The organism is Myxococcus sp. SDU36 (genome assembly GCF_030168875.1).
GTDB lineage: Bacteria > Myxococcota > Myxococcia > Myxococcales > Myxococcaceae > Myxococcus > Myxococcus vastator.
The window spans coordinates 2,056,546-2,070,490 of record NZ_CP077414.1; the positions used below are offsets into that span (position 1 = coordinate 2,056,546).

Below are 13,945 nucleotides of genomic sequence, written 5' to 3' on the forward strand. Positions count from 1 at the left end.
CTTGAATCCAGAGTGAACGCCGCCGCGCTCGTCCATCGGTCTGCTCGGCGCGACAAAGACTGATGGTACGTGTTGCCGCTGTTCAGGCCGACCGCTCGAAGGCCATCACGGCCTCGACGTGATGCGTCTGAGGGAACATGTCGACCACCTGGAGGGCCAGGGGCTTGTAGCCCGCGGCGACCAGGCCCGCGGCGTCCCGAGCCAGGGACGCCGGATCACACGCGACGTACACCACGCGGCGCACGCCCAGGGCCACCATCCACTTCGCCAGGCCCGGGGCTCCCGCGCGCGGCGGGTCCGCGAGGCACACGTCGAAGCGGCGCTGCTCGGCCACCAGCCCGTCGCAGACCTTGCGGGCGTCACCCTGGATGAAGCGCACGTTCGCCACCCCGCCCTCCCGAGCGCTCCGCTGAGCCAGCTCCACGCCCACGGGAGAGGACTCCACGCCCAGCACGGACGCGGCGGTTCCGGCCAGGGGGAAGGTGAAGTTGCCGTTGCCCGAATACAGCTCCAGCACGGTGTCGGACTCCCGGGCCCCCAGTTCGTACACCGCCGAGGTCACCAGCCCCACGTTGGCCTCGGCATGAGCCTGGGCGAAGGCATCCGGCCGCAGGTACAGGGGGACCTCCGGCCGCAGCGGTGAGCAGGAGCGCAGCGCGGGCTTGCCCAGGAGCCGGGCCGAGCCCTCCTTCGGCACCAGCACCGCCCCCTCCAGCCGCAGGGCGCGCACGGCCGCCTCGGCGGCCTCCAGGTGGCGCGCCATCACCGGGCCGCTGAGATTCACGGCGAACGCGGCCTTGTCCCCTTCCGCCAGCAGCAGCACCTCCTCGGTGTCCTTCGCCAGGGGCTTGAGCAGCGGGGCCAGCTTCCCGGGGAGCGCCGTGAGCACGGGCGTGAGCGCGCCACAGCGTTCCACGGGCACGCGCTCGTGGCTGCGCCGGCCGAAGTACCCCAGCGCCCCCTTGCCCACGGGATGCAGCACCGCGCGGCGCCGGTAGCCCCAGTCGCGAGGCGCCACCAGCAGCGGGCGCACGGTGAAGCTGTCCCGGGCCAGGTGGCCCAGGTGCTCCAGCGTCGACAGGACGATCTCCTGCTTCGCGGTGCGCTGGGCGGGCTCGGCCAGCCCCAGCCAGTCACAGCCGCCGCAGTCGGACGCGTGCACGCAGGGCGCGTCACGCCGGTCCGGGCCTGGAGACACCACCTGCCGGAGGATTCCGCGCAGCACGCGGCCCTGCGTCTCCAGGTGGACGCGCACGGTGTCACCCGGGAAGGTCCCCGGGATGAAGACGGTGCGCCCCTGCCAGGAGGCCACGCCTTCGCCGAGCTGGCCCAGGCGTTCGACAGTCAATTGGACGGGAAGTTCAGGGAGCGGCAGCATTTCAGGCGCTATTCGGGCGGGAGCTCCGAGCGCAGGCGCTCCACGAACTCCTCGATACGCGTTCGCTTGTCTTCATCGACGTCCAGGAACTCCACCGCCATCCCTGGGGACTGGGGCGCGGGCACGCCCATGCCATTGGTGCGCGTCACCCGCCCCTTCAGCTCCACGGGGAAGTGCGCGCCGGGCAGCGTCACCAGCAGGCGCACCACCGTGTCCACGGCCAGCGGCTTGTCGGTGTTGATGTACAGGCCCCCCTTCGACAGGTTCACCGCCCAGTCGGTGACGAAGCCGGAGACGCTGCGGTAGGCCACCGGCAGCTCGTACTCCAGACGGGGCGCGCGGGGATGAGGGGTCGAGGTGTTGGGACTGTCTGCCATGGGAAGCGCTCCGCCGCGGGATTCGTACAACGCCCGCGGCGGTGCACCTTAACCCCACACGCTCAGACTTTCATCTCACGGACGTCGGGGGCCACTGTCAGCTTCGGCTCGGTGAGCTTCTGCACCTGCTCCACCGTCACCCCCGGGGCCACCTCGCGCAGGACGAGCCCCTGCGGCGTCACGTCGATGTACGCGTGGTCCGTGACGATGTGGTGGATGCACTTGAGGCCTGTCAGCGGCAGCGAGCACTTCTTGAGGATCTTGGGCTTGCCGTCCTTGTTGGCGTGCTCCATGGCCACGAAGATGCGCTGGGCACCGACGGCCAGGTCCATGGCGCCGCCCATGCCCTTGATCATCTTCCCGGGGATCATCCAGTTGGCCAGGTCGCCTTCTTCGCTGACCTCCATGGCGCCCAGCACGGCCATGTCGATGTGGCCGCCGCGGATCATCCCGAACGACAGCGCCGAGTCGAAGAACGCGGCGCCGGGCACCGCCGTCACCGTCTCCTTGCCGGCGTTGATGAGGTCGGGGTCCTCCTGGCCTTCCACGGGCCAGGGGCCAATGCCCAGTAGGCCGTTCTCCGACTGGAGCACGATGTCCATGCCCGGCGGGATGTAGTTGGCCACCAGGGTGGGCATGCCGATACCCAGGTTGACGTAGAAGCCGTCCCGCAGCTCCTGGGCGATGCGCTGTGCAATCTGTTCACGAGTCAGTGGCATGGCTGGGCTCCTCAGGCCGACTTGCGGACGGTGCGCCGCTCGATCCACTTCTGGAGGTTCTTCGCCTGGATGATGCGCTTCACGAAGATGCTCGGGATGTGCACCAGATCCGGGTCCAGCTCACCGGGCTCCACGATGTGCTCCGCCTCGACGATGGTGACCTTGGCCGCCATGCACATCATCGGGGAGAAGTTCCGCGCCGTCTTGCGGAACACCAGGTTGCCCCAGCGGTCCGCCTTCCACGCGCGGACGATGGCGAAGTCCGCCTTCAGCGGCGTCTCCAGCACATGCAGCCGCCCGTCGATGACGCGCGTCTCCTTCCCTTCGGCCACCTGGGTGCCGGCGCCCGTCGGGGTGAAGAAGCCGCCAATGCCGCAGCCGCCCGCGCGGATGCGCTCGGCCAGGGTGCCCTGCGGGGTCAGCTCCACCTCCAGCTCACCGGAGAGGAACTGCCGCTCGAACTCCTTGTTCTCTCCCACGTAGCTGGACACCATCTTCTTCACCTGCTTGTTCTGGAGCAGGATGCCGAGCCCCAGCTCGGTGGTGCCGCAGTTGTTGGAGATGATGGTGAGGTCCTTCACGTTCTTCCGGTGAAGTGCCTCGATGAGATTCTCCGGGTTGCCGCACAGCCCGAAGCCGCCGCTCATGAGCGTGCAGCCGTCTGGGATGTCGGCGACCGCCTCGTCCGCGTTCGCGTAGACCTTGTTCATCCGCCCTCCCGCATGTGCGAACGGGGTGAAGGCCCTTGTCAGGCTCCCACCCCGTGCCCCTCCCCTATCGGGAGAGGAAGTTCAGCGCTCCACCATCAGCGCGATGCCCTCGCCGCCGCCGATGCAGAGCGACGCGACGCCACGCTTCTTGTCCAGGTCCTTCATCGTCTGCAGCAGCGTCACCAGCACGCGCGCGCCGGACGCGCCAATCGGGTGGCCCAGCGCCACCGCGCCGCCGCGCACGTTCACCTTCGACACGTCCAGGCCGAGCAGCCGGTTGTTCGCGATGGACACCACCGCGAACGCCTCGTTGATCTCCCAGAGGTCCACGTCACCCGCGCTGACGCCCTTCTGGGTCAGCAGCTTGTTGATGGCGTCCGTGGGGGCGATGGTGAACTCCACCGGCTTGCGCGCCGCCTGCGCGTAGCCCGTGATGCGGCCCAGGATGGCGCGGCCCTCGGCCTTCGCGCGCTCCTCGCTCATCAGCACCAGCGCCGCGGCGCCGTCGTTGATGGAGGACGCGTTGGCGGCCGTCACCGTGCCGTCCTTCTTGAACACCGGCTTCAGGCCCGGAATCTTCTCCGGCTTCGCGTTGCGGGGACCCTCGTCGTCGGAGACGGTGACGACGTCCTCCGGCTTCTTGCCGGGAATCTGGACCGGGACGATCTCCGCCTTGAACAGGCCTTCCTTCTGGGACTGGATGGCGCGGCGCGTGGACTCCAGCGCGTACTCGTCCTGCTGCGAGCGGCTGATGTCCTGCGTGGTGGCGCACTCCTCGGCGCAGAGGCCCATGTGGACGTTGCCGTACACGTCCCAGAGGCCGTCGTGGATCATCGCGTCCTTGAACTCCACGTTGCCCATGCGCGCGCCGCCACGCATCGTGTGGCTGATGTAGGGCGCGTTGCTCATGGACTCCATGCCGCCCACGACGACGACGTCCGCCTCACCCAGGGCAATGGCCTGCGCGCCCGCGCTGACGGCCTTGAGGCCGGAGCCACAGACCTTGTTGAGCGTGGTGGCGGGGACCGTCTCGGGCAGACCGGCGAAGATGGCCGCCTGGCGAGCGGGGGCCTGGCCCACGCCGGCGGTGAGCACGCAGCCCAGGATGACTTCCTGCACGGCGTCAGGCTTCACGCCCGCGCGCTCCAGCGCCGCCTTGATCGCGATCGCGCCCAGCTGAGGGGCCGTCAGCTTGGCGAGCGCGCCTTGAAAGGCACCAATGGGGGTACGGGCCGCGCCCACGATGACGACGTCACGAGCCATGAAAACTGCCTCCTCTTGAGGATGTGCGGATGACCTTCGATAACAGCGTCGGTGGCCCTTATCACCGGCCACTTCACCGAGTTCAAGCATCGTTGCTCGCCACACGACTGGGAGCGTCCACTGTGCACGACGCGGCGCGCTAATTTCGCGTCCGTTTCGGGGCCCCGAAACGGCAACGGCCGGGCCCCCTCTCGGGAACCCGGCCGTCTCGCCGTGCTAGCGCGTGCGGCTGAAGACTACTTCTTCAGCTTGCTCGCCATCACGTCGCCGAGGCGCGCCTTCGAGCCTTCCGCCTGCTTGCGGAGGTACTCGCGGTAGTCCTCGCCCTCGCCGATCAGCGCCTTCATCGACAGCGCGACCTTCCGGTCCGGGGTGTTGATGTCGATGATCTTCACCTCGACATCCTGCGCCTCCTGCACCACGTCACGCGGGTTCTCGACACGCTCCTCCTTCAACTCGGAGACGTGGACGAGGCCCTCGATGCCCGGCTCGATCTCCACGAACGCGCCGAAGTCGGTGACCTTGGTGACCTTGCCCTTCACGCGGCTGCCCACGGGCAGGCGCTCGGACAGCGTCTCCCAGGGGTCCGGCTGGAGCTGCTTGATGCCCAGGCTGAAGCGCTCGTTCTCGACGTCGATGTTGAGCACCACCGCCTCGACCTCGTCGCCCTTCTTGAACATCTCGCCCGGGTGCTTGATGCGCACCGTCCAGGAGATGTCGGAGACGTGCACCAGGCCGTCCACGCCCTCCTCGACGCCGACGAACACGCCGAAGTCGGTGACGTTGCGGATCTGACCCTTGATGACGGAGCCGATCGGGTACTTGTCCTCGAGCAGCGTCCAGGGGTTCTGCTCGATCTGCTTCATGCCCAGCGCGATGCGCTTGGCCTTCGGATCGATGTCCAGGACGACGGCCTCCACCTCCTGGCCGACCTCCAGGATCTTGGACGGGTGCTTGAGGCGCTTGGTCCAGGACATCTCGGACACGTGCACCAGACCCTCGACGCCCTGCTCGATCTCGATGAACGCGCCGTAGTCGGTGATGGACACGACCTTGCCGCGCACGCGGGTGCCGACCGGGTACTTCTCGTCGGCGCGGTGCCACGGGTCCTCCTGGATCTGCTTCAGGCCCAGGCTGACGCGCTCCTGCGTCGGGTCGAACTTGAGGACGACGACGCGAACCTCGTCACCCACGTTGAACATCTCGCTCGGGTGACCGATGCGGCCCCACGACATGTCCGTGATGTGGAGCAGGCCGTCGATACCGCCCAGGTCGATGAACGCACCGTAGTCGGTGAGGTTCTTGACCACGCCCTTGAGGACGGCACCCTCCTTGAGGTTCTTGAGGGTCTCCTTCTTCATCTCCTCGCGCTGCTTCTCGAGGAGGACGCGGCGGGAAAGCACGATGTTGCCGCGCTTCTTGTTGAACTTGATGACCTTGAACTCGAATTCCTTCGAGATGTACTGGTCAAGGTTCCGCACGGGGCGGATGTCAACCTGCGAGCCGGGCAGGAACGCCTTCACGCCGATGTCGACGGACAGGCCGCCCTTCACGCGACCGACGATGGTGCCCTTGACGATCTCATCGCGCTCACACGCGGCGCTGATCTCGTCCCAGATGCGCATCTTGTCGGCCTTCTCCTTGGAGAGGACGACCATGCCGGTGTCGTTCTCGCGGCTCTCCAGGAGGACCTCGACGGGGTCACCGGCCTGAACCGAGACCTCTCCGCGAGGATTGGTGAACTCGGAGATCGGGACCTGTCCCTCGGACTTGTAGCCGATGTCGACAATCGCGAAGTCCTTCGTCACCTGGACCACGGTGCCCTTGACGATCTCCCCTTCCTTCAGGATCCCGTCACCACCGCGCTCCTTGAGCGAGGCCTCGAACATTGCGGCAAAGTCTTCGTCGCCGCCGTCCATCCCGACCTGCTGGTTCACGTTCTGCTGCATGAAATGGAAGTCCTTTGAAACCGGTACAACTGCCCCCTGATGGTGGTTTTTCCGTCGCGGCCTGCGGGGAGCAGCGGGCCGGGACGTGCGTCCTCCTCATTGAGGACTTGATTTAATGGAAGCCGCGCACCCTAGACACCGGTGATTCCGGTAGTCAAGCGAGCTCGTGCCCCCTGTGCTGTTCCTGGCACCTAGTTAAGAACGCCTGCCCTGCCGTGCAGCCCTGTCCCGGAGGGCGTCTGTCCTCAGCCTGAGGCTCGAACAGGCTGCCAAGGCCCTGATATTCCAGGGCCGCGCTCAGCCGTTCAGCTTGAAGCTCTCACGGGCAATCACCATCCGCTGCACCTCGCTGGTGCCTTCGTAGATGGTCTGCGCGCGGGCGTCGCGGAAGTACCGCTCCACCGGAAACTCGTCGATGTAGCCGTAGCCGCCGTGGAGCTGTACGGCCTTGTCGGCCAGCTTGTTGCTCATCTCGCTGGCGAAGAGCTTCGCCATGGAGGCCTCGCGGGAGAACGGCTGGCCCTGCTCCTTCATCGACGCGGCGCGCAGCGTCAGCAGCTCCGCCGCCTCCAACTGCACCTTCATGTCCGCGAGCATGAAGCGCGGGCCCTGAAAGTCGCCAATGGCCTGGCCGAACGCCTGACGGTCCTTCACGTAGGCCACGGTCGCCTCGAGCGCCGCGCGGCCCACCCCGCAGGCCTGCGCCGCGATGCCAATGCGCCCGCCGTCCAGCGCCACCATGGCCAGCTTGAACCCCTGCCCTTCGGCGCCCAGCAGGTTCTCCGCCGGAATCTCGCAGTCCTCGAACGTGAGGGGCACCGTGTTCGAGGAGCGCAGGCCCATCTTGTCCTCGTGCTTGCCGATGATGAGCCCCTTCGTCCCACCTTCGACGATGAAGCACGACAAGCCCTTGTTGCCGGCGGGGGACGTGCGCGCCCACACCACCAGCACCCCCGCATGCGCGCCGGAGGTGATCCACTGCTTGCTGCCGTTGAGGACCCACGTGTCCCCACGCCGCACCGCCGTGGTGCGCAGCGCGCCCGGGTCGGAGCCCGCGTGGGGCTCGGACAGCGCGAACGAGCCAGCGATGGCCGCGCCAGACGCCAGCCGGGTCACGTACTTCTCGCGCTGCGCGTCGGTGCCGAACGCGTTGATGAGCTCGCCGCACATGTTGGTGACGGCCATGGCGACGGACGTGGACGCGTCGGCCGCGGCCATCTCCATCATCGCCAGCGCGTAGGACACCACGCCGGCCTCCGCGCCGCCGTAGCGCGCTGGGAGGTTCACCCCCAGCAGGCCCATCTCCCCCAACTCCCGGAAGAGGTCCGTGGGAAAGCGCTCCTCGCGGTCCAGCGCTCGGGCCTGCGGTGCCACGCGCTCGCGGGCGAACTTGCGAGCGGTGTCACGGATGAGGGTCTGCGTCTCGGTGAGCTCGAGGTTCACGGCGGTAGTCCTACTCGATGGCCTTGAGGTTGAACGGATATTCGATGGGGTGGTCCGCGCCATCCGGGGGCTTCGGGAAGGTCATGGACGACAGGACGGCCTGGACGCAGTCGTGCAGGTTCGGGTCCTTCAGCGTGCTGGTCTTCTTCACCACCCGGGCGTCCTTCACCAGGCCGTTGGCGTCGATGGTGAAGGTCGTCATCAGCTTCCCCTCCACCGTCCGGTCCTTCTCCGCCATGTAGTCCTCGTAGCACTCCTGGATGCGGCGCTGGTGGTGCTGGACGACCTGGCGGACGGAGTCGGGCGTGAAGGGCATGCGCTCGATGTCCGGCCCGTCGCGCTTGGCGGGGGCCGGCGTCGCGGCGGCGGGCTTGCCGCCGGTGGGCGCCTTCGTGGGGGCGGCGCCCTGCGCGAGCGCCACCGCCGAGGCCAGGACGACTGCGGAGAGAAGCGCTCGGGTCATGACGGTTACTCCCTCAGCAGGTTGGCGGCGATGACGATGCGCTGGATCTCGCTCGTCCCTTCGTAGATTTCGGTGATGCGCGCGTCGCGCACGTGGCGCTCCACGTCCATCTCCTTGCTGTAGCCCATGCCGCCGTGCACCTGCAGGGCCTTGTTCGCCACGCGGCTGGCCATCTCGCTGGCGTACAGCTTGGCCATGGCGCTCTCCGCGCTGTGACGCACGCCCTTGTCCTTCTGCAGGGCCGCCCGCCACACGAGCAGCCGGGCCGCGTCGATCTCCGTGGCCATGTCGGCGATCATGAACTGGATGGCCTGGTGCTCGCGGATGGGCTTGCCGAAGGACTTGCGCTCACCGGAGTAGCGCACCGCTTCTTCGTAGGCCGCGCGGGCGATGCCCAGCGCCTGCGACGCGATGCCGATGCGGCCGCCGTCCAGCGTGCTCATGGCGATCTTGAAGCCCTCGCCTTCCTTGCCGAGCATGTACTTCGCCGGCACGCGCATGTCCTCGAAGAACATGGAGCAGGACCAGGCGGCGCTGATGCCCATCTTCTTGTCCGGCTCGGCGCGGATGAACCCCGGGGTGTCCGTGGGGACCATGAACGCGGTGATGCCCTTGTGGCCCGCCTCCCGGTTCGTCATGGTCATCAGGACGATGGCGTCGGCCTTGGGGCCGTTGGTGATCCAGTTCTTCGAGCCGTTGATGACGTACTCGTCGCCCTTGCGCACGGCGACCGTCTTCTGCGCGGCGGCGTCGCTGCCGGCCTCGGGCTCGGTGAGGCCGAAGCAGCCCAGCTTCTCACCCCGGGCGAAGGGCGCCAGGAACTGCTCCTTCTGCGCGTCCGTGCCGAACTTCATGATCGGATCGCAGTAGAGGGAGTTGTTCACGCTCATGATGACGCCGGTGGAGGCGCAGCCGCGGCTGATCTCCTCCATGGCGATGGCGTAACAGACGTTGTCGAGCCCGGCGCCGCCGTGCTGCTCGGGGACGGCCACGCCCAGCAGGGACAGCTCGGCGAGCTTCTTCACCGCGTCGGTCGGCCAGGCGTGGTGCTCGTCCCACTTGCGGGCGTTGGGGATGAGCTCCTTGGCCGCGAACTCGCGGGTCATCCGCTGGATTTCACGCTGGATGTCGGTCAACTCGAAGTTCATGGAACCTCCATAATATGAGGGGCTTCCCTCTGGAACAGCGAAGACGCGGCGCGTGCGCGGAAGCGCGCCGTGGCGTGCCGGCGGGACACCGTCCGGTCGCCTGAGACCCGGGATTCCCCGGGAGTACCCAAGAACATGTTGAGGGGCACCGTGACGTCGAGGCTGACGTCCAGCCGGCTCCCCTCCCCCGTCCATGCCCGCCGTACGACCACGGACAGGGTCCACGGCACCGTGTCGCGGTGCCGCTCGATGAAGTCATAGGACAACCCCAGCCCGGCCACGCCCCCCGAGCCATCCTCTCCCCACAGCCCCGCCCCTTCGGCCAACACTCCGAAGCGCGCCGCGTCAGGAAACGCATACACCCGTGCCCCGGCGAGCATCCGGAAGGCCGACCGCCCCAGCCGGAGCTGCGGCTCCAGGAACGGCGACACGACCAGCGTGGGCCCTGGCACGTCCAGCGGCGGCAGGGCCCACGGGTGGATGGGCCAGGACAGCACCCAGCCCTCCTGGGCGTCCGGCCCCCACTCGTAGCGGACGTCGGGGATGAGCGGCTCCAGGAAGCAGCCCGTGTAGAGGCACAGCGTGCGCTTCCAGGACACCAGGACGGGGGCCCGCGCGTCCCCATCGTCGTCAGAGGCCCGGGCCGGCGTGGCGGCCAGGAGACACGTCAGCAGTCCCCCGGCTGCGAGCCCCTTCACCGCGCTACTTCCCGGTGAAGGTCGCGATGCGCTTCTCGAGGAAGGCCTTCATGCCCTCGCGCTGGTCCTCGGAGCCGAACAGGTCACCGAAGGCCTTGCGCTCGAGTTCGTTCGCCGCGCGCAGGTCCTGGTCGGCGCCGGCCTCGATGACCTGCTTGGCCTTGGAGATGGCCAGCGGGCTGTTCTTGAGCATCTTCTCCGCCACGGCGCGGCAGTGCGCGAGCAGGCCGTCCGCGGGGAGGACCTCCAGCACCATGCCCAGCTCCTTCGCCTTGGCCGCGTCGATGCGGTCGCCGGTGAAGATGAGCTCCTTGGCGCGGGCGCGGCCCACCAGGCGGGTGAGGCGCTGGGTGCCGCCGAAGCCGGGGATGACGCCCAGGCCGACTTCGGGAAGACCGAGCCGGGCCTTCTCGGAGGCGTAGATGAAGTCACAGGCCAGGGCCAGCTCGGAGCCGCCGCCGAGCGCGAAGCCATTCACGGCGGCGATCGTCGGGATGGGCAGCGCCTCCAGCGCGGCCATGACCCGGTGCCCCAGGGCGCCGAACTCCTGGGCCTGGGCGTCGGTGAGCGCGGCCATCTCCGCGATGTCCGCGCCCGCGACGAAGGCCTTCTCTCCGCCGCCGGTGACGATGAGGACGCGCACGTCCGCGGGCAGGGCCTTCAGCGCGGACTCGAGCTCCTGCAGCGTCTTCGTGTTGAGGGCGTTGAGCGCCTTGGGGCGGTCGATGAAGAGGGTCGCGACGGCGCCCTCCTGCTCCAGCCGGATGTTCTCGTAGGCCATGTTCGAGGCTCCTGAGGTGGAAGTGGGTCGCCGCGTGGCGGTTCAGTACTTGTAGAAGCCGCGGCCGTTCTTCTTGCCGTACCAGCCGGCCTCCACGTACTGCCGCAGCAGGGGGCTGGGGCGGTACTTGGGGTCGCCCAGGCCCTTGTGGAGCACCTCGGCGATGGAGAGCACGGTGTCCAGGCCGATGAAGTCCGCGAGCTGGAGCGGGCCCATGGGCTGGTTGGTGCCCAGCTTCATCGCGGTGTCGATGTCCTCGACGGAGCCCAGGCCCTCCATGACGGCGAAGCAGGCCTCGTTGAGCATGGGGATGAGGATGCGGTTGACGATGAAGCCCGGGTAGTCCTTGGAGACCACCGTCGTCTTGCCCATCTTCTCCGCGAGGGAGCGCGTGGTGGCGTAGGTCTCATCGGACGTGGCGGCGCCGCGGATGAGCTCCACGAGCTGCATCACCGGCACCGGGTTCATGAAGTGCATGCCGATGACGGACTCGGGGCGCTTGGTGTACGCGGCCAGCCGGGTGATGGGGATGGACGACGTGTTGGTGGCGAGCACGCCGCCCGGGCGCACGACTTCGTCCAGGTCCAGGAAGATGCCGCGCTTGAGGCCCTCGCTCTCCGTCACGGCCTCGACGGCGAAGTCCACGTCCTTGGCGTCGGTGACCTTCGTCACGGTGGTGAGGTTGGCCTCGGCGGCCTGCTGCTTCGCGGCGTCGAGCTTGCCCTTCTCCACCAGCTTCTTCAGGCCGGCGCGGATGCGGTCGGCGCCCTTGGCGAGCCCCTCCTTGGAGACGTCCGCCAGCGTGACGCGGAGGCCCGCGACGAGTGCCACCTGCGCGATGCCCGCGCCCATCTGCCCTGCCCCGACGACGACAATGTGTTCCGTTGCCATGGCGTGTACGCACCTTTTGGGTCGGAAAGCGTGAAGTACGGCGTGCGGGCGGCCTTAGCCCACGCCTCCGGGTCGGTCAACGAACTGCGGCGGGCAACTGGAGCTGCCGGACGATGTAGCGGTCCTCGCCGACGACGAGCGGCGTCTCCAGGCGCACACGGGCGTCGCTGCCCTCACGTTTCACGAAGAGCGCCGCGGCCCAGGTGCCCTCTGGCAGGTCCACCTTGTACGCGAGCTCGGGCGGCGGCCCCGAGGGGAAGAACCGCTCCTCGCGCTTGAGGAGCTGGCCCTCCGGGTCGGAGATCTGCAGGTCCACGGCGCGCACGGAGGCCCAGCCCGGTCCCGCGAGCTGGAACGCGACGTCACGCTCGGGCGTGCCCGTCACCTGCCACAGGTAGAGGCCGAGGGCGGCGAGCAGGAGCAGCGGCAGCCGCTTGGCCAGGGCGCTCTTGCGTTCGTTCGGGCGCGGGGCCGGTGCGTCCACCGCTACTCCTTCTTGGTGCGCTTGGCGCCGGGGCGCTTGGCGTTGAGCTCGGAGATGACCACGCTGGGCGCGGCGGAGCGGCGGGGCTTGGAGGGGGGCTCGGCGGGGGCCTCCGGATCGGAGGGCTGCTCCTCCTTCTCGGGAGGCACCAGGCGGATCTGCGCCTTGATCTCCACCGTCATGCCGGACATGAGCTTGAGGAACTCGTCGCGCAGCTTCTCGGACTGGAGGAAGCGGCGGAGCTCCTCGGTGACGGCGCGCGTCACCTCGTCCTTGGTCTTCTCGGCCTGGCCGAGGATGAAGCCCAGGGCCTCCTTGGGGAGCTTGAGCTGGCCCGCGAGGTTGCGGATGCCCTCTTCTGTCATGAAGAGGGCCCCCAGGCCGGCCACGGCCATGCGGCGAACGAACTCCGGAACGAAGCCCGCGGGCCCGTTGGAGCCACTGGAGCGGTCCTGCCGTTCGTCGTCGTCGAGCAGCGGATCAGGCGGGAAGTCGTCGTTGCCGGCCGGGGCCATGAAGTCTCCTCGATAGTTAGCGGGCCTGCATGACCGGCAGCGGAACGCTCTTGATGCTCTGGGCGGAGACGCGCCCCGCGATGTTCCGCGCGACCTCCTGGAAGGCCTTCGCCTCCGGGCTGTCCTTGGCGCTTACGACCACCGGGACGCCGGAGTCTCCAGACTCCCGCACCTTCAGGTCCAGCGGGATTTCGCCGAGGAATGGAATCCCGAACATCTGCGCGGCCTTGCGACCGCCGCCGTGGTTGAAGATGGGCGTGATGTGCGAGCAGTTCGGGCAGACGAACTGGCTCATGTTCTCCACGATGCCCAGCACGGGGATGTGGACCTTGTCGAACATCTGCTTGGCGCGCACCACGTCCGCGAGCGCCACGTCCTGCGGCGTGGTGACGAGCACGGCGCCCGCGGCGCGGATGGACTGGGACAGCGTGAGCGCGACGTCACCGGTGCCGGGGGGCAGGTCGAGGACGAGGTAGTCGAGCTCGCCCCAGTTCACGTCCCGGACGAGCTGCATCAGCGCGCCGTGGAGCATGGGGCCGCGCCAGATGAGCGCCTGGTCGGCCTCCACGAGGAAGCCGATGGACATGACCTTGAGGCCGTGGGCCTCCAGCGGGTTGAGCGACTTGCCGTCCGGGCTGACGGGGCGCTTGTCGCCCAGGCCGGTCATCAGGGGGACGGAGGGGCCGTAGAAGTCCGCGTCGAGCAGGCCCACCTTGGCGCCGTGCTGGGCCAGGGCGGTGGCGAGGTTGACGGCGACGGTGGACTTGCCCACCCCGCCCTTCCCCGCGCCGACGAGGATGATGTTCTTCACCTGGGGGAGGAGCGCGCCAGCGGGCATGCCCCCGCCAGCCGCGCGGACCTGGGCGCCCCACTCGATGTCGAAGGACTTGAGGCCCGGGACGGCCTTGAGGGCGGCCTCGGCGTCGGCCTGGATCTTCCCCTTCATGGGGCAGGCAGGCGTGGTGAGCTCGATCTTGAGTTTCGCGGTGTCCCCGGAGACGCGGACGTCCTTCACCATTCCCGCCTTCACGAGGTCGATGTGAAGCTCGGGATCCATCACCTTCGACATCGCCGTGAGGATGTCGGCCTGGGTAACGCTCATCAGGACACCTGAAACCTTTTGGAA

At 68.3% G+C, this 13,945-nt stretch carries 15 protein-coding genes; all 15 read right to left on the reverse strand.

The window, feature by feature from the left end; genetic code table 11:
- Window positions 1-82: 82 nt before the first annotated feature.
- The 15 genes from KGD87_RS08185 to apbC all read right to left on the reverse strand — a co-directional run bounded on the left by KGD87_RS08185 (window position 83) and on the right by apbC (window position 13,921).
- Window positions 83-1,378, reverse strand: a complete 1,296-nt coding sequence (locus KGD87_RS08185) for a class I SAM-dependent RNA methyltransferase (protein WP_284666909.1) — start codon at window positions 1,376-1,378, stop codon at window positions 83-85.
- Window positions 1,379-1,386: 8 nt separating this feature from the next.
- The gene (locus KGD87_RS08190) at window positions 1,387-1,755 is read right to left on the reverse strand and encodes a TIGR02266 family protein (RefSeq protein ID WP_284666910.1); all 369 of its coding nucleotides are present in this window, start codon (window positions 1,753-1,755) and stop codon (window positions 1,387-1,389) included.
- A 62-nt stretch (window positions 1,756-1,817) separates the two neighbouring features.
- Window positions 1,818-2,474, reverse strand: a complete 657-nt coding sequence (locus KGD87_RS08195; RefSeq protein WP_284666911.1) for a CoA transferase subunit B — start codon at window positions 2,472-2,474, stop codon at window positions 1,818-1,820.
- Window positions 2,475-2,485: 11 nt separating this feature from the next.
- Window positions 2,486-3,184 carry a CoA transferase subunit A gene (locus KGD87_RS08200; protein ID WP_163783632.1) on the reverse strand — a complete coding sequence of 233 codons (699 nt, stop codon included), beginning with the start codon at window positions 3,182-3,184 and terminating at the stop codon, window positions 2,486-2,488.
- Between the two features lie 81 nt (window positions 3,185-3,265).
- Entirely contained in the window at window positions 3,266-4,447 is a 1,182-nt protein-coding gene (locus KGD87_RS08205; protein WP_284666912.1) for a thiolase family protein, read from the reverse strand.
- A gap of 236 nt (window positions 4,448-4,683) precedes the next feature.
- On the reverse strand, window positions 4,684-6,396 hold the full coding sequence (locus KGD87_RS08210) for a 30S ribosomal protein S1 (RefSeq protein WP_002639616.1): 1,713 nt from the start codon (window positions 6,394-6,396) through the stop codon (window positions 4,684-4,686).
- A gap of 297 nt (window positions 6,397-6,693) precedes the next feature.
- On the reverse strand, window positions 6,694-7,839 hold the full coding sequence (locus KGD87_RS08215) for an acyl-CoA dehydrogenase family protein (RefSeq protein WP_284666913.1): 1,146 nt from the start codon (window positions 7,837-7,839) through the stop codon (window positions 6,694-6,696).
- Between the two features lie 10 nt (window positions 7,840-7,849).
- Window positions 7,850-8,302 carry an AgmX/PglI C-terminal domain-containing protein gene (locus KGD87_RS08220; RefSeq protein WP_176411852.1) on the reverse strand — a complete coding sequence of 151 codons (453 nt, stop codon included), beginning with the start codon at window positions 8,300-8,302 and terminating at the stop codon, window positions 7,850-7,852.
- A 5-nt stretch (window positions 8,303-8,307) separates the two neighbouring features.
- Window positions 8,308-9,450: an acyl-CoA dehydrogenase gene (locus KGD87_RS08225; protein ID WP_163783637.1), complete on the reverse strand. Its 1,143-nt coding sequence runs from the start codon at window positions 9,448-9,450 to the stop codon at window positions 8,308-8,310.
- A complete protein-coding gene (locus KGD87_RS08230; RefSeq protein WP_284666914.1) occupies window positions 9,447-10,148 on the reverse strand; it encodes a hypothetical protein in 702 nt (233 codons plus the stop codon). The genes KGD87_RS08225 and KGD87_RS08230 overlap by 4 nt, the downstream gene beginning before the upstream one ends.
- Before the next feature lie 4 nt (window positions 10,149-10,152).
- Complete coding sequence (locus tag KGD87_RS08235) at window positions 10,153-10,929, reverse strand: enoyl-CoA hydratase-related protein (protein ID WP_163787402.1); 777 nt, start codon at window positions 10,927-10,929, stop codon at window positions 10,153-10,155.
- Between the two features lie 42 nt (window positions 10,930-10,971).
- Window positions 10,972-11,820: a 3-hydroxyacyl-CoA dehydrogenase family protein gene (locus KGD87_RS08240; protein ID WP_284666915.1), complete on the reverse strand. Its 849-nt coding sequence runs from the start codon at window positions 11,818-11,820 to the stop codon at window positions 10,972-10,974.
- 76 nt (window positions 11,821-11,896) lie between these two features.
- Window positions 11,897-12,304 carry a hypothetical protein gene (locus tag KGD87_RS08245; RefSeq protein ID WP_163787404.1) on the reverse strand — a complete coding sequence of 136 codons (408 nt, stop codon included), beginning with the start codon at window positions 12,302-12,304 and terminating at the stop codon, window positions 11,897-11,899.
- A gap of 2 nt (window positions 12,305-12,306) precedes the next feature.
- Window positions 12,307-12,819 carry a hypothetical protein gene (locus KGD87_RS08250; protein WP_176413532.1) on the reverse strand — a complete coding sequence of 171 codons (513 nt, stop codon included), beginning with the start codon at window positions 12,817-12,819 and terminating at the stop codon, window positions 12,307-12,309.
- A 16-nt stretch (window positions 12,820-12,835) separates the two neighbouring features.
- Window positions 12,836-13,921 (reverse strand): iron-sulfur cluster carrier protein ApbC, encoded by a 1,086-nt coding sequence (gene apbC / locus KGD87_RS08255; RefSeq protein WP_284666916.1) that lies wholly within the window; start codon window positions 13,919-13,921, stop codon window positions 12,836-12,838.
- Between the last annotated feature and the right edge of the window lie 24 nt (window positions 13,922-13,945).